This is a genomic window from Micromonospora sp. TSRI0369 (genome assembly GCF_001905625.1).
GTDB lineage: Bacteria > Actinomycetota > Actinomycetes > Mycobacteriales > Micromonosporaceae > Micromonospora > Micromonospora echinospora_A.
In genome coordinates this window covers 554247-575511 of record NZ_LIVU01000003.1, presented here as the reverse complement: position 1 = coordinate 575511, position 21265 = coordinate 554247, and the positions used below count along the sequence as shown (strand labels likewise).

The window sequence follows — 21265 nt, the reverse complement described above, 5'->3', positions numbered from 1 at the left end:
GCATCCGGCTCAGGAGCCGCCCGAATGCTAAGCCGACAAACAACCGCAAAAGGAGCGAATCAGGCAGAGATCGCCCGTTCGTCGACCGGTCACCACGGAAGCTGCGCCGCCACCCCGAGCAACACGACGAGCGCCAGCACGGCGACGGCGACGGCGGCACGCGCCCGGGACAGGGCGACCCCGCCGAGCACCGCCCAGGCCGGTGCCGTGAACAGCAGGTTCACCGCCGACCAGACCGGCACGGCCTGCGCCAGCGCCAGCAGCGCGAGCGCCGGCACCAGCGCCCAGGCGGTGCAGATCGCGGCGGCGTACCGGAGCGGCAGGCTGAACAGGGCCAGCCCGGCCAGCACGCCACCGAGCGCGGCGACGCCGAACAGCTCGCCGGGCGTGGCCGCCAGCACGGCGGCGCCCGGTCCCACACCGGACGCCAGGTGCCCGCCGCCGCGCAGACCCGCGCCGAGCAGCGCGGCGACCGGGAGCAGCCCGAGGGCCACGGCGGCCAGCCACCGGACGGCGGCGCGGCGACGGAACGCCAGCACGACCCAGCCGTGCGCGGCGAGCAGCAGCAACGCCACCGGCTGGCACAGGCCGAGCAGCAGCACCGCGCCCGCGTAGGGCACGAGCCGCCGCGGGCCCGGCCGGTCGAGCGCGGGCACCAGCAGCCAGGTGGCGAGCACTGCGGCGAACACCGCCAGGGCGTACGGCTGCGCCTCCTGCGCGTACCGGATCGAGGTCGGCAGCACCGCGAAGATCATGCCGGCGAGCAGGCCGGCGGCGGGCGTGGCGATCCGGGCGGCGAGCGCGCCGACGAGCGCCGCGGCTCCCACCATGGCCAGCAGCGACGGTACGCGCAGCGCGAGGTCCGCCGAGCCGAACAGCTCCGCCCAGCCGCGCAGGAGCAGGTGGTACGGCCCGAGCGCGACGTCGTCGCCGGTGAGCCCGATCCCCTGCCGGGGCGACGTCGCCGCCCGGCGGGCCGCCAGCTCTGCGGCGCTCAGTCCCGACGTCGTGATCCGGGCGGCGCCGAGCGCGCCGGCCAGTGCCGCCGGCAACAGCCACGCCGCGATCCGCCACCGCGTCACGGCGGCGGTCGCGGCGCGGGCGGTCAGGCGGCGCGGACGGTCCTCGCCCCACGGGTCCTCGATCGCGGCATCCCCGATCCGGGGCAGGACCATGGTGTCCGCGTCCATCATCGTGACTCACGCATCCCTGTGGGTGCCGGCGACCGGGATCCAGCCAGGGCTGGATGACATCCTGGAGCCTACTGAGCCAAAACCGACATAACGCCAATATCAGATGAAAGGGTCCGCCGCCCGCCCCGTGGACGACCGGCGGACCCCGACTCAGCGGACGTCGGTGGTCGTCCAGCGGGGCGAGGCGGCGGTGATCTCGACGGTGTCGCCGGTCAGCGTCGTCCGCGCCTGGACGTCGCGCCGGGCGCTCGTGCCCACCCAGACGTCGACCTCCCCGGGCTCCACCACACGGTTGAGCGCGCGGTCGGTGAAGGCCAGCCGCGTGGTCGGCACGGTCAGCTCGACGGTGACCGAGGCGCCCGGCTCCAGACGCACCCGCCGGTAGCCGAGCAGCTGCGCCACCGGCCGGGTCACCGAGGCGACCAGGTCGCGGCCGTAGAGCTGCACCACGTCGTCACCGGCGACCGCGCCGGTGTTCGTCACCCGCACCGACACCCGCAGCGCCCCGTCGACCGGCGCCTCGGCCGGCACGGTCAGGTCGCTGTACGCGAACGTGGTGTAGGACAGCCCGTGACCGAACGGCGCCACCGGCGTCGCCGGCAGGTTGGTGCCGTTCATGCCCTCCCCCAGCTCCGGGTGCAGGTACGAGTACGGCTGCGCGCCGGCCGAGCCGGGCAGGGTGACCGGCAGCCGGCCGGACGGGTTGACCCGCCCGGAGAGCACACCCGCGATCGCGCCGGCGCCCTCCTCACCCGGGAAGAACGTCTGCACCACCGCGGCGCACCGGGACAGCGCCCAGCCCAGCGCGTACGGGCGGCCGGTGAGCAGCACCAGGACGACAGGGGTGCCGGTGTCCAGCACCGCCTCGACGAGCTGGCGCTGCACACCGGGCAGCTCCAGGTCGTCCCGGTCGCAGCCCTCGCCCACGGTGCCGCGGCCGAACAGGCTGGCGTGGTCGCCGACCACGAGGACGGCCACGTCGGCGGCGGACGCGGCGGCGACCGCCTCGTCGAAGCCGGAGCGGTCCGCCGAGTCCACCTCGCAGCCGGCCGCGAAGGTGACCCGGTCGGCGCCGAACTCGGCGCGCACCGCTTCGAGGACGGTCGGCACCTCGATCCCGGTCTCCACGCCCGGGTGGTGGGCCAGCACGTGGTTGAGGAACGAGTAGCAGCCGAACAACGCGCCCTGCCGGTCGGCGTTCGGGCCGACCACCGCCACGCGGCGGCCCGCCGGCAGCGGCAGCACGCCCTCGTTCGCGACCAGGACGACCGACTCCTCGGCGAGCCGGCGCGCGATCGACCGGTGCTCCGGCGAGTCGAGGTCGACAGCGCCCGGCGGCTCGTCGTCGAACGTGGCGTCGAGCAGTCCGAGTTCCTGCTTCTGGCGCAGGACGCGCAGCACCGCCCGGTCCACCAGCGCCTCGTCGACAGTGCCGGCCCGCACCGACTCGGTCAGGGTCAGGAAGGCGTCGCCGGTGGGCAGTTCGATGTCCAGGCCCGCGGCCAGCGCCTGCGCCGCCGCGTCCGCGTTGTCGGCCGCGACGTGGTGCAGCAGGTTGAGGAAGGCGACACCGTAGTAGTCGGCCACCACCGTGCCGTCGAAGCCCCACCGCTCCCGCAGCAGGTCGGTGAGCATGGTCGGGTCGGCGGCCACCGGCACGCCGTCGATCTCGGCGTACGAGTGCATGACGCTGCGCGCGTCGCCGTCGCGGATCGCCATCTCGAACGGCGGCAGCAGCACGTCGGCGAGTTCCCGGGGACCTGCGTGCACCGGGCCGAAGTTGCGCCCGGCCCGTGAGGCCGAGTAGCCGGCGAAGTGCTTCAGCGTCGCGAGCACGCCTTGCGACTGGAGTCCACGCACGTACGAGGTGCCGATGGTGCCGACGAGGTACGGGTCCTCGGCGATGCACTCGTCGACCCGGCCCCAGCGCGGGTCCCGGATCACGTCGAGCACCGGGGACAGTCCCTGGTGGATACCGAGCGCGCGCATCGAGGCCCCGATGGCCGCCGCCATCTCGGTGACGAGGTCGGGGTCGAACGCGGCGCCCCAGGCCAGCGGCGTCGGGAAGGTGGCCGCCTTCCACGCCGACAGGCCGGTCAGGCACTCCTCGTGCACGATCGCCGGGATGCCCAGCCGCGTGCCGGTCACCAGCTCCCGCTGGAACCTCCACAGCCAGGCCGCGCGGGCCGCCGCGTCGACCGGGCGGGTGCCGTAGGCGCGGGTCAGGTGGCCCAGACCGTGCCGGGAGAAGTCGTCCAGCCGGCCGGTGTCGGCGAACTCGCCCTGCAGGGGCGCGACCGCCTCACCGTCCTCCTTCTCCCAGAACCCGACGATCTGCGCGACCTTCTCCTCGATCGTCATGCGAGCGAGGAGTTCCCGTACGCGCGCGTCGGGGTCGTGCCCGTCCGGCCGGTCGTGGTCCGGACCCGCCTGAGCCGGCGCCGGGCCGTCCACCACCGCATGGACCTCTGTCATGGTGTGCCTTTCCACTGGTTGTGCTGGTACCGCTGCCGCTCAGCCCTTGACCGCGCCCTGGAGGCCCCCGACGATCTGCTTCTCCGCGAGGGTGAAGAACAGCAGCGCCGGCAACATCGCCAGCGACGTGAAGGCGAGGACGCCGGCGGTGTCGGTGGTGTACTGGCTGGAGAAGTTCTGCACGCCCAGCGGCAGGGTGTGCAGGTTGACGTCCCCGAGGACGAGCAGCGGCAGGAGGAACGCGTTCCAGCTCGCCACGAACGCGAGGATGCCGACGGTGACGATCGCGGGCCGCGACAGCGGCAGCACGATCCGCCAGAGGAAGCCGAGCCGGCCGGCGCCGTCGATGGCGGCCGCGTCCTCCAGTTCCCGCGGGATGGCCGACAGGAACGGCCGCAGGATGACGATGGTGAGCGGCAGCGAGAACGCCACCTGCGGGAGGATCACCGCGTAGTAGGAGTTGATCAGGCTCAGGTCACGCAGCAGGAGGTAGAGCGGCAGGATCGCCGCCCCGGCCGGGAAGAGCAGACCGAGCGTGAAGAAGGTGTAGAGCCACTCACGTCCCCGGAACGAGTACCGGGCGAGCACGAACGCGGCGGCCATGCCGAGCACCACCACGCCGAGCGTGGTGCCGAGAGCGATCACCGCGCTGTTGAACGCCTGCCGCCAGAAGTCGCTCTGCGTCAGCACCCGGTAGTAGTTGTCCCAGACCCACGGGTCGGGCAGGCCGGCCGGATCGTTCACGATCTGCGGCGTGGTCCGGAAGCCACCGACGACGACGTAGACGACCGGGGCGATCGACACGGCCGCGACCGCGAGCGCGATCGCGTACGTCAGCGGCGAGCTCCACTGCACCGGGCGGCGCCCGGCCGAGGGGGCGGGTGCGGAGTTCACGGCCACTGTCACTTCCCCTTCCGGGTGATGGCGCCCTCGATGTCACGGCTGAGCAGGAACCGCTGGAACAGCAGCGCCGCCACGAAGGAGATGACGAACAGGATCACGGCGACCGCGTTGCCGTAGCCCCACAGCCGAGCGAAGAAGCCGTTGTCCACCATGTACGTCGCCATGGTGGCCGAGGCGCCGAGCGAGCGCACCGCGGGCACGGAGGTCACCCAGACCATGTCGAAGACCTGCAACGAGCCGATCATCGACAGGAACATCCAGATCCGGATGGTGGGGCCGAGCAGCGGCAACGTGACGTGACGCTGGATCTGCCACCAGCTCGCGCCGTCGATCTCGGCGGCCTCGTTCAGTTCAGGCGGCACGTTCGACAGGCCGGCGAGCAGCAGGATGATGGCGAAGCCGACGTACTTCCAGGTAAGGACGAACAGCAGCGTCCAGATCACCACGTCGAGGTCGGCCAGCCACGCCTGCACCAGCCCGCCCAGCCCCAACGACCGCAGCAGCGCGTCGAGCGAGCCGCCGTCGGTCAGGATCAGCTTCCACATGATGCCGACGGTGACCTCGGCGAGCACGTACGGCACGAAGACCAGGAGGCGGAACGCGGAGCGCCCGCGGAAGCGGCGGTTGAGCAGCAGGGCGATGCCGAGCGCGACGGGGCCCTGGATGAGCAGCGACCCGAAGACGATGATGGCGTTGTTGCGCAGCGCGTCGAGGAAGATCGGGTCCTGGAACGCGAGGGTGTAGTTGCGGAAGCCGACGTACTCGGTGGGCGGCCCGACCCCGCGCCAGCGGAACAGGCTGTAGTAGAACGCGAAGCCCATCGGCACCAGCACGAACAGCACGTAGATGAGGACCGCCGGCGTGGTCAGCCCGATGATCTCGTACCACTTGCGGCGGGTCTCGGCGCGGCGTGAGGCGGCTCGTGCGCCGGGCCGGAGGCCCGCCGGCGGCGCGAGAGCGCCGTCGGCGGGCATACGGGTCTGCGATGCGGACGTCACTTGCTTGCGGCCGCCTTCATGGCCGAGACGACCTTCTCAGGTGTCCCGTTGCCGGCGAAGATCGCGACGATCGCGTCGTTCATCGCGGTGCCGACGGTGCTGCCGAAGGCCGTGTCGAGCCAGAGCTGAATGTAGGTGGCCGACGCGGTGGACTCCAGGATGGACTTCAGCGCCGGGTCGGTGACGCCGTCAGCAGCGCTCTTGACGGCCGGCAGGCCGGTGCCGGTGGCGGCGTAGCCCTTCTGCACCTCGGGGCTGACGATGTACTTGAGGAACTCGACGCACTCGGCCGGGGCGTTCTTGGAGCAGGCGAAGCCGTCACCGCCGCCGAGGGCCGCCTTCGGGTCACCGGCGGAGCCGGAGATCGCCGGCACCGGGAACCAGCCGAGGAACTTGCCCAGGGCCGCCTTGTCGGTGGCAACGGTGTCCAGGGTGCCGCGGTTCCACTCGCCCATCAGCTCCATCGCCGCCTTGCCGTTGGCGAGCAGGCCGTTGGCGCTGGTCGGGTCGTTCTGGCCCGGCGTGGCGATGAAGTTGTTCTGGAACGGCTTGGTGTCGATGAAGGTCTTCAGGTCCTGACCGGCCTTGACGAAGCACGGGTCGTCGAACGTCCGGTCCGTGGAGGCCTTCTTCAGCGTGTCGACCGAGCAGGCGCGCAGCGCGAAGTTGTACCACCAGTGCGCGGCCGGCCACTTGTCGCCGGCGCCGAGGGCGATCGGAACGACGTTGATGGCCTTGAGCTTGGTGACCGCGGCGTTGAGTTCCTCGAAGGTGGTCGGCGGCGCCGAGATGCCCGCCTTCGCGAACATGTCCTTGTTGTACCAGATGCCCTCGATGCCCATCCGGAACGGCAGGCCGTACTGCTTGCCCTCCACCTGCCAGATCTCCGAGGCGCTGCCGATGTCGGCCACCTCGCTCTTCACCTGGTCGGTGATGTCCTTGAGGTAGTCGGCCTCGACCTGCTCGCGCATCTCGCCGCCGCCCCACGCCTGGAAGATGTCCGGCGGGTCGTTGCTCAGCAGCGCGGCGGGCAGCCGGGTGCGCTGGAGCTGGTTCGTCTCGATCGCCTCGATCTCGATCTTGACCGTCGGGTGGGCCGCGGAGAAGTCCTTGGCGACCTTCTCCCAGTACGTCTTGCCGGGGCCGTCCTGCGAGGCGTTGTGCCACCAGGTCAGCGTCACCGGGTTCTTGAACAGCTCGCCCTCGGCGGCCTTCTCGTCGTCGCCACCGCTGGTGCACGCGGAGGCCAGCAGAGCGCTTGTCACAAACAGTGCCAGGACGGCACCAGCACGGCGCTTCATCGCCATAGATGTCTCCTCGACCACTTAGCCGGGTTACCTGCCGGGGAGTTTTACAGGGCCGTAACGTGAAGTCAATCGGTATCGATAACGTTTTCGACATCGTCTTCGATCCACCCGGAAGGGCCCTCTATCATCGTCGGCGTGGTGTTCCCGCAGCGCGTCAAGATGTCGGACGTGGCACGTACGGCCGGCGTCTCGGTGGCAACTGTATCGAAGGTTGTCAATGGTCGGTACGGCGTTGCACAGGCCACCGTCGAGCGCGTCCAGCAGGTGATCCACGAACTCGGCTACGAGGCGAGCCTGGGGGCGCAGAGCCTGCGCAGCCACCGCACGAACGTGCTGGGCATCCTGGTCGCCGAGTTCGAGCCGTTCTCCACCGAGCTGCTCAAGGGCGCGTCCCGCGAGGTCGCCGGCAGCGGCTACCAGCTGCTCGCCTACTCCAGCGGGGACGGCGAGGGCGCGGCCATCGGGTGGGAGCGGCGCTCGCTGGCGCGGCTCTCCGGCACGCTCATCGACGGCGCGGTGATCGTGACGCCGACGGTGGTCGAGACCAAGCACGGCTTCCACGTGGTGGCCGTCGACCCGCACACCGGCCCGTCCGGCCTGCCCACAGTGGACTCCGACAACTTCGCCGGCGCCGTGCTGGCCACCGACCACCTGCTGTCGCTGGGCCACCGCCGGATCGCGCACATCAGCGGCCGCCCCGACCTGGAGTCGGCCCGCCTGCGCGAGGCCGGGTTCCGCAAGGCGATGGCCGACGCGGGCGCGCCGGTGGACGAGCGGCTCGTGCGGGTGGGCGGCTTCCGCGCCGAGACCGCCGCCAGCACGGCCGCCGAGCTGCTCGCGCTCCCCGACCGGCCGACCGCGATCTTCGCCGGCAACGACCTGTCGGCGATCTCCACCCTGGACGTCGCCCGCGGCCTCGGCCTGCGCGTACCGGACGACCTGTCGGTCATCGGCTTCGACAACATCCCCGAGTCGGCGCTCGTCGACCCTCCACTCACCACGATCCGGCAGCCGCTGCAACGCATGGGCGCCGAGTCCCTGCGGCTGCTGATCGACCTGATCGCCGGCGTCGAGCGGGACACCCACATCCAGCTGCCCACCGAGCTGGTCGTCCGGGCCTCCTGCCGGCCCCTGCGCTGACGCGCTCCGCGTCCGGCCCGGCCGGGCGCTCCTTCCCGAACGGTGATTGACGGGCGGCTATCGAGGTCCGTAAGGTTTCGGGCTACTTCCGGAACATCCCCCGGAAGTTTCGGAAGCGCACCGCCCGCCCGGGCAACCCGCCGCTCCGTTCCACGCCGCGGCAGCCCCGGCACCGCCACCGCCGGCCCTCGGGCCGAGCGCACCTCCCCGGAAGGAACGAGATGAAGCTGAGACGCTGGCTCGCCGCCGGCGCGGTCGCCGTCGTGACCGCCACCGCCCTCAACGTCGTCCCCGCGACGGCGGGACGCCCGTACGACCCGGCCGCGCAGAGCCTGCGCGAGCTGGCCAAGCGCCACGGCCTGTACGTGGGCACCGCGGTGGACATGGCCGCGCTCAACGACGCCACCGAACCGCAGTACCGCCAGATCACCGCGTCCGAGTTCTCCACAGTCACCGCCGAGAACGTGATGAAGTGGGAGAGCCTGGAGCCCACCCGTGGCACCTACAACTGGGGTCCGGCCGACGAGCTGATCGAGTTCGCCCGCAAGAACAACCAGCGGGTCCGCGGCCACGTGCTGGTCTGGCACAACCAGCTGCCGGCGTGGCTGACCAGCGGCGTCGCGGACGGCTCGATCAGCAAGGCCGAGCTGCGCCAGATCCTGCGCAACCACATCACCGCCGTGGTCACCCACTTCAAGGGCAAGATCTGGCAGTGGGACGTGGTGAACGAGGCGGTCAGCGACCCCTGGGACACCCCGTCCACCCTGCACTACAAGGGGTTCTGGGCGCAGAACCTCGGGCCCGGCTACCTCGCCGACGCGTTCCGCTGGGCCCGCGCCGCCGACCCGAAGGCGCTGCTGTTCTACAACGACTACAACATCGAGGCGTTCGGCTCCGGCAACCCGGCCGACGACAAGACGCAGTTCGTCTACAACATGGTCCGTGACCTGCGGGCCAAGGGTGTGCCGATCGACGGCGTGGGCGCGCAGGGTCACCTGGGCACCCAGTACGGCAACTTCAGCACGCTCCAGGTGGTCGCGGCCCTGCGCAAGTTCGCCGGGCTGGGGCTGGCCACGGCGCTCACCGAGGTGGACGTGCGCAGCCAGATCACCGACGGGGTGGAAGCGGGCGACTCGGCCGAGATCAACCCGCGCCTGCAGGCGTCCGCGGCGAACTTCAGCGTGCTGATGCAGGCCTGCCTGGCCGAGCGGCACTGCCTGTCGTTCACCCTCTGGGGCTTCACCGACAAGCACTCCTGGGTGCCCGGCGCGTTCTCCGACCCGCCGGAGGGCCTGGCCACCGTGTACGACGAGAACTACCAGCCCAAGCTCGCCTACCACGAGCTCAAGGCCGACCTGATCTTCTCGGGTCCGCCCTACGTGCTCCCGCGCATCCCCCAGCAGCCACGCCGCTAGGCGACTGGCGCACCACGGCGGGGCCGGTCCGGTGACCGGCCCCGCCGCCTGTGCGCGGCCGGTCCGCGCTCACGCCGCCCGGCGGCGGCCCAGTTCCGACTCCAGCCGTCCGATGAGCGTCTTGCGGGCCTTGCCGCGCCGTTCCCGGCGCAGCGCCGCGTCGAGCTGGCGGGTGTCGAGGTCGCGGATCAGCTTGACCGCCTCGGTCACCGGCAACTCGTCGAGCTGCTCGGCGGCGGTGGCGTCCCGGCGGGCCCGCCTGGCCGGGCCGGTGTTCGGCACGTACTGGCGGCCGGAGCGCGACGCGCGACGCTTGCGGGTGTCGGTGTCGCGCCGCTCGGCCTCCGACAGCTCCTCCCACGCCTGTTTGGGCAGGTAACGACGGGTCTCGCCGCCGTTGCGGGCGCGCGTGTCACCGCTGCGGGTCTGCCACTGCTCGCCGCCCCAGCGTTGCAGGGAGCGCTGCCGTGCGTCCTTCGGGCCCTCGAATCCCCCGCCGGCCTTCTTGTACTCGTTCGTCAGCAGCTGCGACTTCCGCGCCGACCACTGCCCCGGCCGTCCGCCCTTGTCGGAGGCGCGGATCTCGGCCTTGAGGCGCTCGCGCAGTTCCGGCTCGGTGTACTTCGCCATGACGCAGCGTTACCCGCGCCGGCGGCGGCCATGCCGGTCAGCCGGACGCCGGCCGGTAGACCAGATCCATCGTGTCGGTGCGGCCCGACCAGTCCAGCCGCAGCCGCCAGCACCCGGCGGCCGGCAGGTCAACGATGGACGGCCCGGGCCCGCCCTCCACCTCGCGGACGACCGGGGCGCCCGTCCCGTCCCGCGTCGCGGTGATCACCAGAGGCGTCCGTGGCGCCGGTTCGGACCGGCCGGCCTCGGCGCGGGCCACCCAGAGGATCTTGTTGTTCGCGCCGTCACCGCGGTCGTGCACGAGCGGGTACGCGAACAGGATCGCCACGATCTCGCCCCCGGTGCCGAAGACGTGCCGCACCCTCGTGTCGCCGGTGAACCCGGCGTCCGCCCAGTCCGGCAGCCGGCCGGTCTCCACCCGTTCGGCGCACGCCGGCGGCACGGACGGCCCGGCGGCCGGGACCGTGGTCTGCGTGGTGGCCGGGCCGGTGGCCGGGACCGTGACCGGGCCGGTGCAACCGGCCAGCAGCAGGACCGGCGCCAGCAGAACTCTTCTCCGAACGGACATCCGCCCTCCCCCGTCGACGACTCTCGTCATCTCCGACACCGCCCGGCGCGCCGAGGTTCCACCGCGCTCACTGCAGTGAGGACGCGACGTCCAGCGCCTGCTCGCGGGTCAGGTCGCCCTCCAGCCGGTAGCTCACCCCGGCCCGCTCCCAGATCAGCGTGGCGGCGGACAACCGCGCGGTCGCCACCCGTTCCGTCCCCGACCGGTCCACGTACGCCAGCGCGTGCGGCCCGCCGACCCAGACCGCGAACTCGCCGCCGACCTGGGTGAGCGTCACGTCCGCGCCGGCGGTCCGCTTGTGGAACACGATGTCGAGCGAGCCGTCGAACGCGTCCAGGCGCACCGTGCCGCCCCGGTAGAGCAGGCTGACGACCCGGTGGCCGCCGGTGCCGTCCGGGTCGGCCACCAGGACCAGTTCCGGCACGCCGAGGCGGGACGGCACCCGGATCGGGAAGCGGACCTGGCGTTGCGCCTCGGCCAGGGCGACGTGACGCTGCGCCGGCAACGGCGAGGGCGTGCCGGTCAGCGGCGGGGCGGGCGCGGAGTCGACGACGACACCGGAGAACCGCAGCAGCCCGGTCACCGCGTCGGCGAGCGCGGCCCGGCCCGGCGGCAGCGCCGCCACGAGCAGCGCGGCGAGCACGGCGGCCAGCACGTACCGCCGGCGGCGGCGCGGCACCGGCGCGTCGAGCCGGGCGCGGACCCGCGCGGTGACGTCCGGCGTCCGCGCCGGCTCCAGCCAGCCGGTCAGGTCACGCAGCTCCCGCTCCAGGTCATCCACGACGCGCCACCTCCCGGTCCAGCAGGGCGCGCAGCTTCGCCAGCGCCCGGTGGGTCCGCGACTTCACAGTGCCCCGGGGCAGCCCCAGCACCGTGGCCGTCTCGTCCTCGCCGAGGTCCAGCAGGTAGCGGCAGACGATCGCCTCGCGGTCGCGGGCGGGCAGCCGCCGCAGCGCCCCCACCAGCTCGGCCCGGCGCTCGGCCGCCAGCACCGCGTCGAGCCCGTCGCCGGCGCCACTCGCCCCGACCGGGTCCGCCGCCGCCGCGCGCAACACCAGGCCGTCGCGCCGGCTGCGCGTCCGGTGCAGGTTCCGGGTCTCGTTGGCGACGATCGCGAGCAGCCAGGACCGGAACGACGCCTCGGCCCGGTAGCGGGACAGTTTCCGGTACGCCTTGACGAACGCCTCCTGCACCACGTCCTCGGCGTCCGGCCCGGCGCCCAGCAGCACCGCCGTCCGGTACGCGGACGCGGTGTGCCGGGCGACCAGGGTGTCGTACGCCTCCCGGTCGCCGGCGCGTACGCGGGTGACGAGCTCGTCGTCGTCCAGGGCAACCTCCGCCGTCGGTCCGCCTCCATGACACCGCCCGCGGCGGCCGGGTTCCATCAGGCGTTTGACCGGTGACCGTGCCGGAAAGAGTGGCGGGATGAGCTGGGCGAGAAGAGCCGTACCCGCAGCCGTCGCCGCCGTCGCCGCGCTGGCGGCGCGGGACCTGCTGCAACGCGACCACGCGCTGCGCCGCAACTTCCCGGTGCTGGGCCGGGCCCGGTACCTGATCGAGTCGATCGGCCCGGAGCTGCGGCAGTACATCGTGGCCGGCAACGACGAGGAGCGGCCGTTCACCCGCGACCAGCGGCGCTGGGTGTACGCCTCGGCCAAGCAGGAGAACAACTACTTCGGTTTCGGCACCGACAACGACATCGAGCACACCTCCGGCTATCCGATCATCAAGCACCGCACGTTCGGCCGGGCGGTGCCACCGTCGACGCCGACCGCCGGGCACGACGTGACGCTGCCCTGCGCCAAGGTGCTCGGCGCGGCGCGCGGCCGGGCGCGGGCGTTCCGCCCGCAGTCGGTGGTGAACATCTCCGGGATGAGCTTCGGCTCGCTGTCCGGCAACGCGGTGGAGGCGCTCAACCGGGGCGCCGCGCTGGCCGGATGCCTGCACAACACCGGTGAGGGCGGGCTGTCGCCGTACCACCGCAACGGCGGTGAGCTGGTCTTCCAGCTCGGCACCGCGTACTTCGGCTGCCGGGACGAGCGCGGCCGGTTCAGCCTGGAGCGGCTCAAGGACCTCGTCGCGGCCGAGCCGGTACGGGCGCTGGAGATCAAGCTGAGCCAGGGCGCCAAGCCGAGCCTGGGCGGCCTGCTGCCGGCGGCGAAGGTCTCCGCCGAGATCGCCGCCACCCGGGGCATCCCGGCCGGGCTCGACTGCGTCAGCCCGTCCCGGCACGCCGAGTTCTCCGACTGCGACAGCCTGCTGGACTGGGTGGAGCTGCTCGCCGCCGAGACCGGCCTGCCGGTCGGCATCAAGTCCGCTGTCGGCGACCTCGGGTTCTGGGAGGAGCTGACCACGCTGATGCGCGACACCGGGCGCGGCGTGGACTTCGTGACGATCGACGGCGGCGAGGGCGGCACCGGCGCCGCGCCGCTGATCTTCAGCGACTCGGTCTCGCTGCCGTTCCAGCAGGGCTTCTCCCGGGTCTACCGGACGTTCGCCGAACGGGACCTGCACGAACAGGTGGTGTTCGTCGGCGCCGGCAAGCTGGGGCTGCCGGACAACGCGGTGGTGGCGTTCGCGCTCGGCGCCGATATGGTCAACGTCGGGCGGGAGGCGATGCTGGCGATCGGCTGCATCCAGGCGCAGAAGTGCCACACCGACACCTGCCCGACCGGCGTCGCCACGCAGAACGCCTGGCTGGCCCGGGGTCTGGACCCGGCCCGCAAGTCGGTGCGGGCCGCGAACTACATCCGTACGCTGCGCCGCGACCTGGTCAAGGTGGCCGAGGCGTGCGGCGTCGAGCATCCCGGGCTGATCGGCACCGACTCGGTCGAGATCCTCGACGGCCGGACCTCGTCGATCCCGCTGGACCGGGCGTTCGGCTACCGGCCGGAGTGGGGGATGCCGTCGGCAGCGGACCGGGCGGAGATCGTCCGGCTGATGACGGCCGAGGCCCCGCAGGGCGGCAGCGCGCCGCCCTCCCCCACCGCCGTCGGCTAGCCGGTCCCCTCGGCGGTGCGGTGCCGCCCCCGGCGGCGCGGCGGGCGGAGCACGATCGGCGCGACCACCAGGACGGCCGCCGCGCCGAGCAGTCCCCAGGGGTGACGGCGGGTCTCGACCACGAAGGCCACCGGCTGTTCCGGTACGTCGACGCGGCCGTGCAGTTCGTGCTTCCCGAGCACCGCGACGTCCACCGGCACCGGGATCTCGTACGTCCGGACCTGTCCGGCGCCGATGGTGCCCAGAGGCGGGGCGGCGACGATGGTGTGCGCCCGTCCGGGCCGGCCGAACAGCAGCGTGAACGGCGGATCGACCACGTCGGCCGGGCCGGGGTTGCGCAGCGCGACGCGTACGGTGAGCGTCTCGGGCAGCCCGAACCATGCCCGTAGCGGGCCGCGGCCGGCGACGCGCAGCTCGTCGAGGTGCAGGCGCGGCGCGGCGGCCGGCACGGGTGCCGGGACGGCGGTCACGCCGCTCAGCGGCAGCGCGGCGGTGGTTTGCGTGGCGCCGGTCAGGGCATGGGCCCGCAGCACGCAGGGACAGGCGACCGGCGGCGCCGCCAGCAGGATCGGCGCCGCCGCCGTGTCCGCCTGCACCTGGACGGTGGTGGCCTGTTCGTGGGCGCAGTCGAGCGCGCCCCGGCGGGCGTCGTTGCCGCAGACGGTCAGGTGGACCGGCCCGGCCGGCCAGCCGCGCAGCGTGACGGTGACCCGCTGTCCGACCGTCAGCGGCCCGGACGGCACGACGATCGCAGGCCGCGTGGCCGCGGACGACGGCGACGGCGACGGCGCGGCCTGCGCGAGCATCGCGACATTGGTCCACGCGGACGACGGCGCCGGGACCGGCGCCGGCACGGCCAGCGCGAGGATGGCGGCGGCGGCGGGCAGGAACGGCGTCACCGGACGCGGGGCGCGGCGCCGCCCGCCACCTCACCGGCCGCCGAGGGCCCGGCCGTCTCGGCGCCGGACGTTCCGGACGTCTCCCCCGGCCCGGCGGACGCGGCCGAGGGCCCGGCCGGCGGCGCGGCCGCGGTGGAGCGGCGACGTCGGCGCAGATAGAGCCAGGCTCCGGTCACCGCCAGCGCGGCGAGGAGCAGCCAGGGCAGCGCCCACACGCTCGCGGTGCGCTGCACCGGGGGCAGCGCGGTGTCGACGGTGGTGGGTGCGAGGTCGACGGTCGCGGTCAGCCGCAACGCGGGCGGTACCCCGGTGACCCGCTCGGTCACCGTGAACTCGGCGCCCGGCAGCAGCTCGGGCAGGTCGACCGGACTGGTCCGGGACAGCGTCCAGCCGGCCGGGCCGTCGACGACCACCGCGCCGGTGCCGCCGACGCGGACGTTGCCGCTGTTGCGGATCCGGTAGGTGACTGTGAGGTCGGCGCGGCCGATCGGGTTGAGCGGGGTGTCGTAGTCGACGCGTACCGATTCGACTGTCACGGCGGGGCGGACCTCGCCGGCCACACGGAGGTAGACCCGGGCGGCGATCCGCTGGTCGAGCCGGACCCGCTGCCCGTCGGCGGTGACGCCGTCCTGGGCGACCGCGGCGATCACGCCGCCGGTGTGGTCGCCGGGCGTGGCGTTGCGCGGCACGGTGAGGCGGAACGGGATGTCCGCGCGCTTCCCGGGCTGGACGGTCCAGCTTCGCCGGTCGACGCCGATCCAGGCGCCGACGTCGGTGGCGGCCCGGTCCGAGGGCAGCAGCGCGAAGGCGCCGTCGGTGGTGGTGTACGCGTCGGTGCCGTACACCGCGAAGGTGAGCGGCCGGTCACCGAGATTCGTGACGCCGACGTGGTCGGTGACGCTGTCGCCGGGCGCCAGGTCGTACGTGAAGTAGTTGCGCCCGGTCGGCCCGCCGGACCCGGACGGCTGGACCGCCCAGCGGACGACGCCGGGGTCGGCGGACGGCGCGGGCCGGGGGGCGGCCTCGCCGCGCGACGGTGGCCCGAGCAGCACCGCGAGCAGCACGGCGGCGAGCGCGGCGCCGATCCGGGCGGCCGGGATGCGGGTGGAGGGCGTGAGGAGGGGCATACCGTGCTCCGCTGCGAGGTGGTCGCCGGGCGGACGCCGCTGGTGGGGCGCGGGCGACGTGCCCGCGCCCCACCAGGTCCGACCCGGTCGGTGAATCAGGAGAGGGTCAGGGTGAGCGTGGCGACGTAGTCGCCCGCCGCGGCGGACGCCGGGACACCGAGGTTGAGTTCGGCGCCGCAGGCGAAGACGCCGTTGCTGGTCCCGGCTCCGGCCGTGCACAGGGCACGGGCCGCACCGAGACCGGCGCCGGGAGCGGCCACCGCGCCCGGGGTGACGGCGCCGGTGGTGCCGCCCAGCGGGTCGTCCACCACGTTCGCCGTCGGCGCCCAGCCGAGGTAGTTCCCGGCGATGACGCCACCGGCGGCGGAGGTGAAGTCGGAGACCTGTCCGACCAGGCTCCAGCCGGTGCCGGCGCCGCGCAGGTCGGCCACCGTGGCCGTGTTCAGCGGCGCCCGGGCGTACTCGCCCTTGCCGGCCGGCGGCAGGGCGACGTTCGCGCCGGCCACGCTCAGGCTGAGCGGGCCGTCGGTCACGGTGCTGGTGATCCGCTGCTGGGCCGAGTTCCCACCCGCGCCGGTACGGGTGAAGGTGATCGGGGTGAACGTGTCCTGGCGGCGGTCGGCCGAACCGCGGGCGGCGAAGGTGACGACGTAGCACTGCACCTCGGTGCAGTCCACCTCGTCGCCGTTGCGGTCGGTGTAGACGGCGCTGATCGGCAGCGTCGTGGTGAAGCTGCCGTCGGCGGCCATCCGGTCCCGGGCGTCGGTCGGCTCGTTGGTCTTGTTCACCCACTTGGTGACCTGGAGCACGCCGGCGTTGGCCCAGTGCTCGTCGACCTTCGGTCCGAACGAGACGTAGATGCCCGCGCCGTTGTTGAAGTCCGGGTCGAAGCCGGTGCCGCGGACGGTGACCGTGGCGCCGGCCGGGTCGAGGCCCTGGGCCGGGTCGACCGTCACCGCCGGGGTGGCGGGCGCGGTGCCGCCGCCGGTGGCGAACGTGAACGACACCGGGTCCAGCGCCTCGCCGGCGACGTAGAAGCCGTTGAACGCGCCGGCTCCCGCGCTGGTGAGCGCCGCGGCGAGGTTGCTGCCCGTCACCGTGTTCCCGCTGGTGGCGGGACTGCCGGTGAGGGTGGCGATGGTGGCCTGCTTGACCGAGACCGGCTCGGTCATCGTGGTGGCCAGGTCGACGTCCGCCTTCAGCGAGGCGGTGCCGCCGGAGACGGCGACAGTCGGGTTGGCCAGCGTGATGGTCAGCAGGTGCGCCGGGTAGGAGAAGAGCACCGTGCCGCCGTAGGTGGCGTTCGTCGTACCGGCGGCGGCGTCGTGCGTGCCGCCGGTCGACGGGAACGTGAACGTGCCGTCGGCGTTGACAGCGGCGCCGTTGCTGACCGCGATCGGCGGGTTCCCGTTGCCGGCCTTGACGTAGTTGCGGAAGCTGGCCTTGAAACCCCAGGTCAGACTGCCGCTGGTGATCTCGGCCTCGGCCGCCGAGGCGGGTCCGGCGCCCACGAGCGCGCTCGACACGCCGAGGGCGAGCACCGCCGCCCAGCGCATCGACCGGAGGGCTCCGGCTCTGGATCTGAACATGCTGTTCCTCTCGGGAGGGGAAGCGAAGGCATTAGGTTAGGCAAACCTAAGATGATCGTGTGATCCGCGAACCGTCCCAAGATCTTCAACCAAACGGACCCCTTGCGACCTGCTGATTTGCCGCTTAGGTTAGCCAAACCTAAGTAGCCATCCGGCCGGGACCCGGCCGTACCTGTCGTGTGAGGAGCCCGATGCGAGCACGGCGCCGCACCATCCCGACCACCGTTCTGCTCACCGTTGCCGTCGTCGCCGCCACGCCCGCGCCGGCCCACGCCGGCACCGCCACCGGCAGCGGCGGTCAGAAGCTCACAGTCACCCCGAGCACCGGCCTGAGCCGCTCCGGCGCCACCGTGTCCGTCTCCGGGCGCGGCTACGACGTCGACAAGGGCATCTACGTCGCGTACTGCGTCGACAACGGACCGGGCGTGCCGGCCACCTCGTGCGGCGGCGGCGCCGACACCAGCGGCAGCCTCGGCGCCTCGCAGTGGATCTCGTCGAACCCGCCCAGCTACGCCGAGGGCCTGCCCAAGCCGTACGGGCCCGGCGGCTCGTTCTCGGTGACGGTCAAGGTGACCCCCACCATCGGCGATGTCGACTGCACCGTCCGGCGCTGCGCTGTCGTCACCCGCGCCGACCACACCCGGGCCTCCGACCGGTCCCAGGACGTGCGGGTGCCGGTCACCTTCGCCGCCGGCGCCACGAGCGCCCCGGCGAAGGCCGACCCGGCGCCGAGGGCGACCACGCCCGCCGCAGCCGCGCCCCGGGCCACCACCCGCCAGGGCGCGCCGGCACCGGTCGCCTCCGGCAGCACGCCCGCCGCACCGGGTGCGGCGCCCGCCGCGACCGGTGCCGCCGCGCCGTCGCAGGCCGCGGCCGGCGACCTCCACGTCACCCGGGTCAGCGACACCGCCGGGGCCGGACGCGGATGGACCGTCGGGGTCGTCGCCGTCGGGCTGGCCCTGGTCGCCCTGATCGGCCTCGGCCGGTGGCGGCGCCGTCGCGGTGCCGGCCGGTGAGCCGCCCGCACCGGCCCCGGCGGCCACGCCGGGGACCGCTGATCGCTCTGCTCGCGGCCACCATGGCGGCGACCGGATGCGCCGCGCCGGGCGGATCGGGTACGCCGTCCGCCGCCGGCTGCGGGCCGGTCACCGCCACAGTGGACGACGCCGACGTCGACCCGATCCGCCCGGCGCCCGCGCCCGCGCTGCCGGCCACCGTACGCTCCGGCGACGGCGCGACGGTCACCGTCGACGACGTCAGCCGCATCCTCCCGGTGAACCTGCACGGCTCGATCGCCGAGATCGTCTTCGGCCTGGGCCTGGGCGGCAACGTCATCGGACGGGACACCTCGACCACGTTCCCCGCCGCCGCGCACCTGCCGGTGGTCACCCCGGGCGGGCACGACCTCTCCGCCGAGGCGGTGCTCGACCTCGACCCGAGCGTCGTGCTCGTCGACGACGGCGTCGGGCCGCCCGAGGTGCTGCGCCAGCTGGGCGCCGCGGGCATCCCGGTCGTGCGGGTACGGGCCGAGCCGACCCTCGACGGCGTACCGGCGCACATCCGCGCGATCGCCGCGGCGCTCGGCGTACCCGAGGCCGGGGAGCGGCTGGTGACCCGCGTGCAGAGCGAGACCGCCGACGCCCGGCGCGCGGCCCCGGCGGGCCGGGCGCCACGGATCGCGTTCCTCTACCTGCGCGGCACCGCCGGGGTGTACCTGATCGGCGGCCGGGGCGCCGGGTCCGACGCGATGATCGAGGCGATCGGCGGCGTCGACGCCGGCAGCGCCGCCGGGCTGTCCAAGTTCCGTCCGCTGACCAGCGAGGGCCTCATCAACGCCGCGCCCGACGTGATCCTGGTGATGAGCGCCGGGCTCGCCTCCGTCGGCGGCGTGGACGGGCTGGTGAAGCTGCCCGGCGTGGCGCAGACGCCGGCCGGGGCGAACCGGCGCGTCGTCGACATGGCCGACGGCACGCTGCTCACCTTCGGCGTCCGCTCCGGCCGGGTCGTCCAGGCCCTGGCCCGCGCCGTCTACTCGTGCGAGGACCCGTCGTGACCACGCTACGGAAGCGGCCCGCGCCCGCCGCCGACCCGACGCCCGTGCCCGGCACGCCCCGGTCCCCCGGCCGGCGGGGCACCGTACTGCTGGCCGGACTCGGCGTCGCCCTGGTGCTCGTCGCCCTGCTGGCGGCCGGGCGCGGCCAGGTGGCGATCTCCCCCGCCGAGGTGCTCGGCTCCGTGCTGCACCGCCTCGGCCTGGACCTCGGTCCGCTGCCGTCGGCGGCGCAGGGCGAGAACGCGCTCTGGATCGTCCGCTTCCCGCGGGTGCTGCTGGCGGCCGTCGTCGGCGCCGCCCTCGGCTGCGCGGGCGCGGTGATGCAGGGCGTCTTCGGCAACCCGCTCGCCGAGCCCGGCGTCATCGGGGTGTCGGCCGGCGCGGCCGTCGGCGCCGCGCTGGCCATCGTCACCGGCGTCACCGTCCTGGGCGGATGGACAGTGCCGCTCGCCGCCTTCGCCGGCGGCCTCGCCACCACCTACCTGGTGTACGCGCTGGCCCGCTCCGGCGGCCGGACCGAGGTGGTGACGCTGGTGCTGACCGGCGTCGCGGTCAACGCGGTCGCCGGATCGGTGATCGGGCTGCTCATGTTCGTCACCGACCAGTCCGGCGTACAGGCCATCGCCTTCTGGAACCTCGGCAGCCTCGCCCAGGCCAGTTGGACGGCCGTCGGTCTCGCCGCGCCGTGCCTGCTCGTCGGCCTCGCCGTCGCCTGCGCCGACGCGCGCCGGCTCGACCTGCTCGCCCTCGGCGAACCCGCCGCCCGGCACCTGGGCGTCAACGTCGAACGCCTGCGGCTGCGGCTGATCGTGGTCACCGCGCTGCTCGGCGCCGCCGCTGTGGCGTTCACCGGCATCATCAGCTTCGTCGGACTGGTCGTGCCCCACCTGATCCGGATGGTCGCCGGTCCGGGCCACCGGGTGCTGCTGATCGCCAGCGCGCTCGGCGGGGCCGTCGTGGTGGTCGGCGCCGACCTCGCGGCACGTACCCTCGTCGAGCACCAGGAGCTGCCCCTCGGCGTGCTCACCGCGGTCATCGGCGGTCCGGCGTTCTTCTGGCTGCTGCGCCGCACCCGCGACCGGGCCGGAGGCTGGGGATGAGCCGCCTGCGTCCGCCGCGCCGGTTCGCCGCGGCCCGCCCACCGGAGACGACGCCCGCCGGGCACCTGAGGATCCGGGTAACCGGGCTGCGCGTCGAGCGCGCCGGCCGGACCGTGCTGGACGGGATCGACCTCCGGGTACGCGCCGGTGAGGTGCACGCCCTGGTCGGGCCGAACGGCGCCGGGAAGTCGACGCTGCTCGGCGCGATCAGCGGGGACGTGCCGGCCGCCGCCGGCCGGATCGAGGTCGACGGGCTGCCCCGCGAGTCGTGGAGCCCGGTGGAACTGGCCTGGCGCCGGGCCGTCCTCACCCAGCGCAACACGCTGAGTTTCCCGTTCACGGTCGGGGAGGTGGTGCGGATGGGCCGGGCGCCGTGGGCCGGGCGGCCCGAGCGGGACCAGGACGACGCCGTCGTCGCCGACGTGCTCGACCGCTGCGACATCGCCCGCTTCGCGGCCCGGCCGTATCCCGCGCTCTCCGGCGGCGAGCAGGCCCGCGCCGCGCTGGCCCGGGTCCTGGCGCAGCGCGCCACCACGCTGCTGCTCGACGAGCCGACCGCCGCGCTCGACCTGCGCCACCAGGAACTGGTCATGCGCATCGCGCGGGAGCGGGCCCGCGCCGGGGACGCCGTGGTCGTGGTGCTGCACGACCTGACGCTGACCGGTGCGTACGCGGACACCGTGACCCTGCTCGGCGACGGACGCGTCCGCGCCGCCGGGGCACCGCGCGAGGTGCTCACCGCCCCGCTGCTCAGCGAGGTCTACCGGTACGACATCGAGGTCGTCCCCCACCCCCGTGACGCGTTGCCGCTGATCGTTCCCCGACGCGGCCGGCCCGACAGATCGTCAGTCGACGAGGAGAGATAGCA

19 protein-coding genes are annotated in these 21265 nt (G+C 73.7%); 7 read left to right on the top strand and 12 right to left on the bottom strand.

Going from position 1 to position 21265, the window contains the following annotated elements; translation table 11 throughout:
- Positions 1-89: 89 nt before the first annotated feature.
- From AMK25_RS11380 to AMK25_RS11360, 5 genes are all read right to left on the bottom strand, one after another.
- Positions 90-1193 carry a glycosyltransferase family 39 protein gene (locus AMK25_RS11380; protein WP_073828276.1) on the bottom strand — a complete coding sequence of 368 codons (1104 nt, stop codon included), beginning with the start codon at positions 1191-1193 and terminating at the stop codon, positions 90-92.
- Between the two features lie 150 nt (positions 1194-1343).
- The gene (locus AMK25_RS11375) at positions 1344-3668 is read right to left on the bottom strand and encodes a glycoside hydrolase family 3 N-terminal domain-containing protein (RefSeq protein WP_073828274.1); all 2325 of its coding nucleotides are present in this window, start codon (positions 3666-3668) and stop codon (positions 1344-1346) included.
- 39 nt (positions 3669-3707) lie between these two features.
- On the bottom strand, positions 3708-4574 hold the full coding sequence (locus AMK25_RS11370; RefSeq protein WP_073828271.1) for a carbohydrate ABC transporter permease: 867 nt from the start codon (positions 4572-4574) through the stop codon (positions 3708-3710).
- On the bottom strand, positions 4571-5569 hold the full coding sequence (locus tag AMK25_RS11365) for a carbohydrate ABC transporter permease (protein ID WP_073828269.1): 999 nt from the start codon (positions 5567-5569) through the stop codon (positions 4571-4573). Before AMK25_RS11365 ends, AMK25_RS11370 begins: the two co-directional genes overlap by 4 nt.
- Positions 5566-6876, bottom strand: coding sequence for an ABC transporter substrate-binding protein (locus AMK25_RS11360; RefSeq protein ID WP_073828266.1), 1311 nt, complete (start codon positions 6874-6876; stop codon positions 5566-5568). Before AMK25_RS11360 ends, AMK25_RS11365 begins: the two co-directional genes overlap by 4 nt.
- Positions 6877-7011: 135 nt before the next feature.
- Here AMK25_RS11360 and AMK25_RS11355 point away from each other — a divergent pair, with 135 nt between their 5' ends.
- Positions 7012-8016 (top strand): LacI family DNA-binding transcriptional regulator, encoded by a 1005-nt coding sequence (locus tag AMK25_RS11355; protein WP_073828264.1) that lies wholly within the window; start codon positions 7012-7014, stop codon positions 8014-8016.
- Positions 8017-8237: 221 nt separating this feature from the next.
- The gene (locus AMK25_RS11350) at positions 8238-9431 is read left to right on the top strand and encodes an endo-1,4-beta-xylanase (RefSeq protein WP_073828262.1); all 1194 of its coding nucleotides are present in this window, start codon (positions 8238-8240) and stop codon (positions 9429-9431) included.
- A gap of 69 nt (positions 9432-9500) precedes the next feature.
- Here the strand turns inward: AMK25_RS11350 and AMK25_RS11345 are convergent, their stop codons facing one another.
- The 4 genes from AMK25_RS11345 to AMK25_RS11330 form a co-directional block, all read right to left on the bottom strand.
- Positions 9501-10061, bottom strand: coding sequence for a DUF5872 domain-containing protein (locus AMK25_RS11345; protein WP_073828260.1), 561 nt, complete (start codon positions 10059-10061; stop codon positions 9501-9503).
- Between the two features lie 37 nt (positions 10062-10098).
- A complete protein-coding gene (locus tag AMK25_RS11340; RefSeq protein WP_073828258.1) occupies positions 10099-10629 on the bottom strand; it encodes a hypothetical protein in 531 nt (176 codons plus the stop codon).
- Between the two features lie 67 nt (positions 10630-10696).
- Positions 10697-11410, bottom strand: coding sequence for a hypothetical protein (locus tag AMK25_RS11335; RefSeq protein WP_073828256.1), 714 nt, complete (start codon positions 11408-11410; stop codon positions 10697-10699).
- Positions 11403-12014, bottom strand: coding sequence for an RNA polymerase sigma factor (locus AMK25_RS11330; RefSeq protein WP_073828254.1), 612 nt, complete (start codon positions 12012-12014; stop codon positions 11403-11405). The genes AMK25_RS11335 and AMK25_RS11330 overlap by 8 nt, the downstream gene beginning before the upstream one ends.
- Positions 12015-12054: 40 nt before the next feature.
- Here AMK25_RS11330 and AMK25_RS11325 point away from each other — a divergent pair, with 40 nt between their 5' ends.
- The gene (locus AMK25_RS11325) at positions 12055-13629 is read left to right on the top strand and encodes an FMN-binding glutamate synthase family protein (RefSeq protein ID WP_073828252.1); all 1575 of its coding nucleotides are present in this window, start codon (positions 12055-12057) and stop codon (positions 13627-13629) included.
- On the opposite strand, the gene AMK25_RS11320 is transcribed toward AMK25_RS11325, so the two are convergent.
- From AMK25_RS11320 to AMK25_RS11310, 3 genes are all read right to left on the bottom strand, one after another.
- Entirely contained in the window at positions 13626-14528 is a 903-nt protein-coding gene (locus tag AMK25_RS11320) for a hypothetical protein (RefSeq protein WP_073828250.1), read from the bottom strand. The genes AMK25_RS11325 and AMK25_RS11320 overlap by 4 nt on opposite strands.
- Positions 14525-15655: a WxL protein peptidoglycan domain-containing protein gene (locus AMK25_RS11315; protein WP_073828247.1), complete on the bottom strand. Its 1131-nt coding sequence runs from the start codon at positions 15653-15655 to the stop codon at positions 14525-14527. Before AMK25_RS11315 ends, AMK25_RS11320 begins: the two co-directional genes overlap by 4 nt.
- A 95-nt stretch (positions 15656-15750) precedes the next feature.
- The gene (locus tag AMK25_RS11310) at positions 15751-17244 is read right to left on the bottom strand and encodes an HtaA domain-containing protein (RefSeq protein WP_073828245.1); all 1494 of its coding nucleotides are present in this window, start codon (positions 17242-17244) and stop codon (positions 15751-15753) included.
- Between the two features lie 191 nt (positions 17245-17435).
- Here AMK25_RS11310 and AMK25_RS11305 point away from each other — a divergent pair, with 191 nt between their 5' ends.
- Genes AMK25_RS11305 through AMK25_RS32690 form a run of 4 tightly spaced genes read left to right on the top strand, consistent with a single transcriptional unit; the run spans position 17436 to position 21263 of the window.
- The gene (locus tag AMK25_RS11305) at positions 17436-18260 is read left to right on the top strand and encodes a hypothetical protein (protein WP_073828243.1); all 825 of its coding nucleotides are present in this window, start codon (positions 17436-17438) and stop codon (positions 18258-18260) included.
- Positions 18257-19297 carry a heme/hemin ABC transporter substrate-binding protein gene (locus AMK25_RS11300; protein ID WP_241826328.1) on the top strand — a complete coding sequence of 347 codons (1041 nt, stop codon included), beginning with the start codon at positions 18257-18259 and terminating at the stop codon, positions 19295-19297. Before AMK25_RS11305 ends, AMK25_RS11300 begins: the two co-directional genes overlap by 4 nt.
- Positions 19294-20397: a FecCD family ABC transporter permease gene (locus AMK25_RS11295; protein WP_073828241.1), complete on the top strand. Its 1104-nt coding sequence runs from the start codon at positions 19294-19296 to the stop codon at positions 20395-20397. The genes AMK25_RS11300 and AMK25_RS11295 overlap by 4 nt, the downstream gene beginning before the upstream one ends.
- Complete coding sequence (locus tag AMK25_RS32690) at positions 20394-21263, top strand: heme ABC transporter ATP-binding protein (protein ID WP_073828239.1); 870 nt, start codon at positions 20394-20396, stop codon at positions 21261-21263. The genes AMK25_RS11295 and AMK25_RS32690 overlap by 4 nt, the downstream gene beginning before the upstream one ends.
- The last annotated feature ends 2 nt before the right edge of the window (positions 21264-21265 follow it).

Excerpts from the sequence above, each read along its gene's own strand:
- AMK25_RS11380 (WP_073828276.1), bottom strand. The coding sequence starts at position 1,193 with ATGATGGACGCGGACACCATGGTCCTGCCCCGGATCGGGGATGCCGCG.
- AMK25_RS11375 (WP_073828274.1), bottom strand. The coding sequence starts at position 3,668 with ATGACAGAGGTCCATGCGGTGGTGGACGGCCCGGCGCCGGCTCAGGCG.
- AMK25_RS11360 (WP_073828266.1), bottom strand. The coding sequence starts at position 6,876 with ATGGCGATGAAGCGCCGTGCTGGTGCCGTCCTGGCACTGTTTGTGACA.
- AMK25_RS11350 (WP_073828262.1), top strand. The coding sequence starts at position 8,238 with ATGAAGCTGAGACGCTGGCTCGCCGCCGGCGCGGTCGCCGTCGTGACC.
- AMK25_RS11345 (WP_073828260.1), bottom strand. The coding sequence starts at position 10,061 with ATGGCGAAGTACACCGAGCCGGAACTGCGCGAGCGCCTCAAGGCCGAG.
- AMK25_RS11340 (WP_073828258.1), bottom strand. The coding sequence starts at position 10,629 with ATGTCCGTTCGGAGAAGAGTTCTGCTGGCGCCGGTCCTGCTGCTGGCC.
- AMK25_RS11330 (WP_073828254.1), bottom strand. The coding sequence starts at position 12,014 with ATGGAACCCGGCCGCCGCGGGCGGTGTCATGGAGGCGGACCGACGGCG.
- AMK25_RS11325 (WP_073828252.1), top strand. The coding sequence starts at position 12,055 with ATGAGCTGGGCGAGAAGAGCCGTACCCGCAGCCGTCGCCGCCGTCGCC.
- AMK25_RS11315 (WP_073828247.1), bottom strand. The coding sequence starts at position 15,655 with ATGCCCCTCCTCACGCCCTCCACCCGCATCCCGGCCGCCCGGATCGGC.
- AMK25_RS11310 (WP_073828245.1), bottom strand. The coding sequence starts at position 17,244 with ATGTTCAGATCCAGAGCCGGAGCCCTCCGGTCGATGCGCTGGGCGGCG.
- AMK25_RS11305 (WP_073828243.1), top strand. The coding sequence starts at position 17,436 with ATGCGAGCACGGCGCCGCACCATCCCGACCACCGTTCTGCTCACCGTT.
- AMK25_RS32690 (WP_073828239.1), top strand. The coding sequence starts at position 20,394 with ATGAGCCGCCTGCGTCCGCCGCGCCGGTTCGCCGCGGCCCGCCCACCG.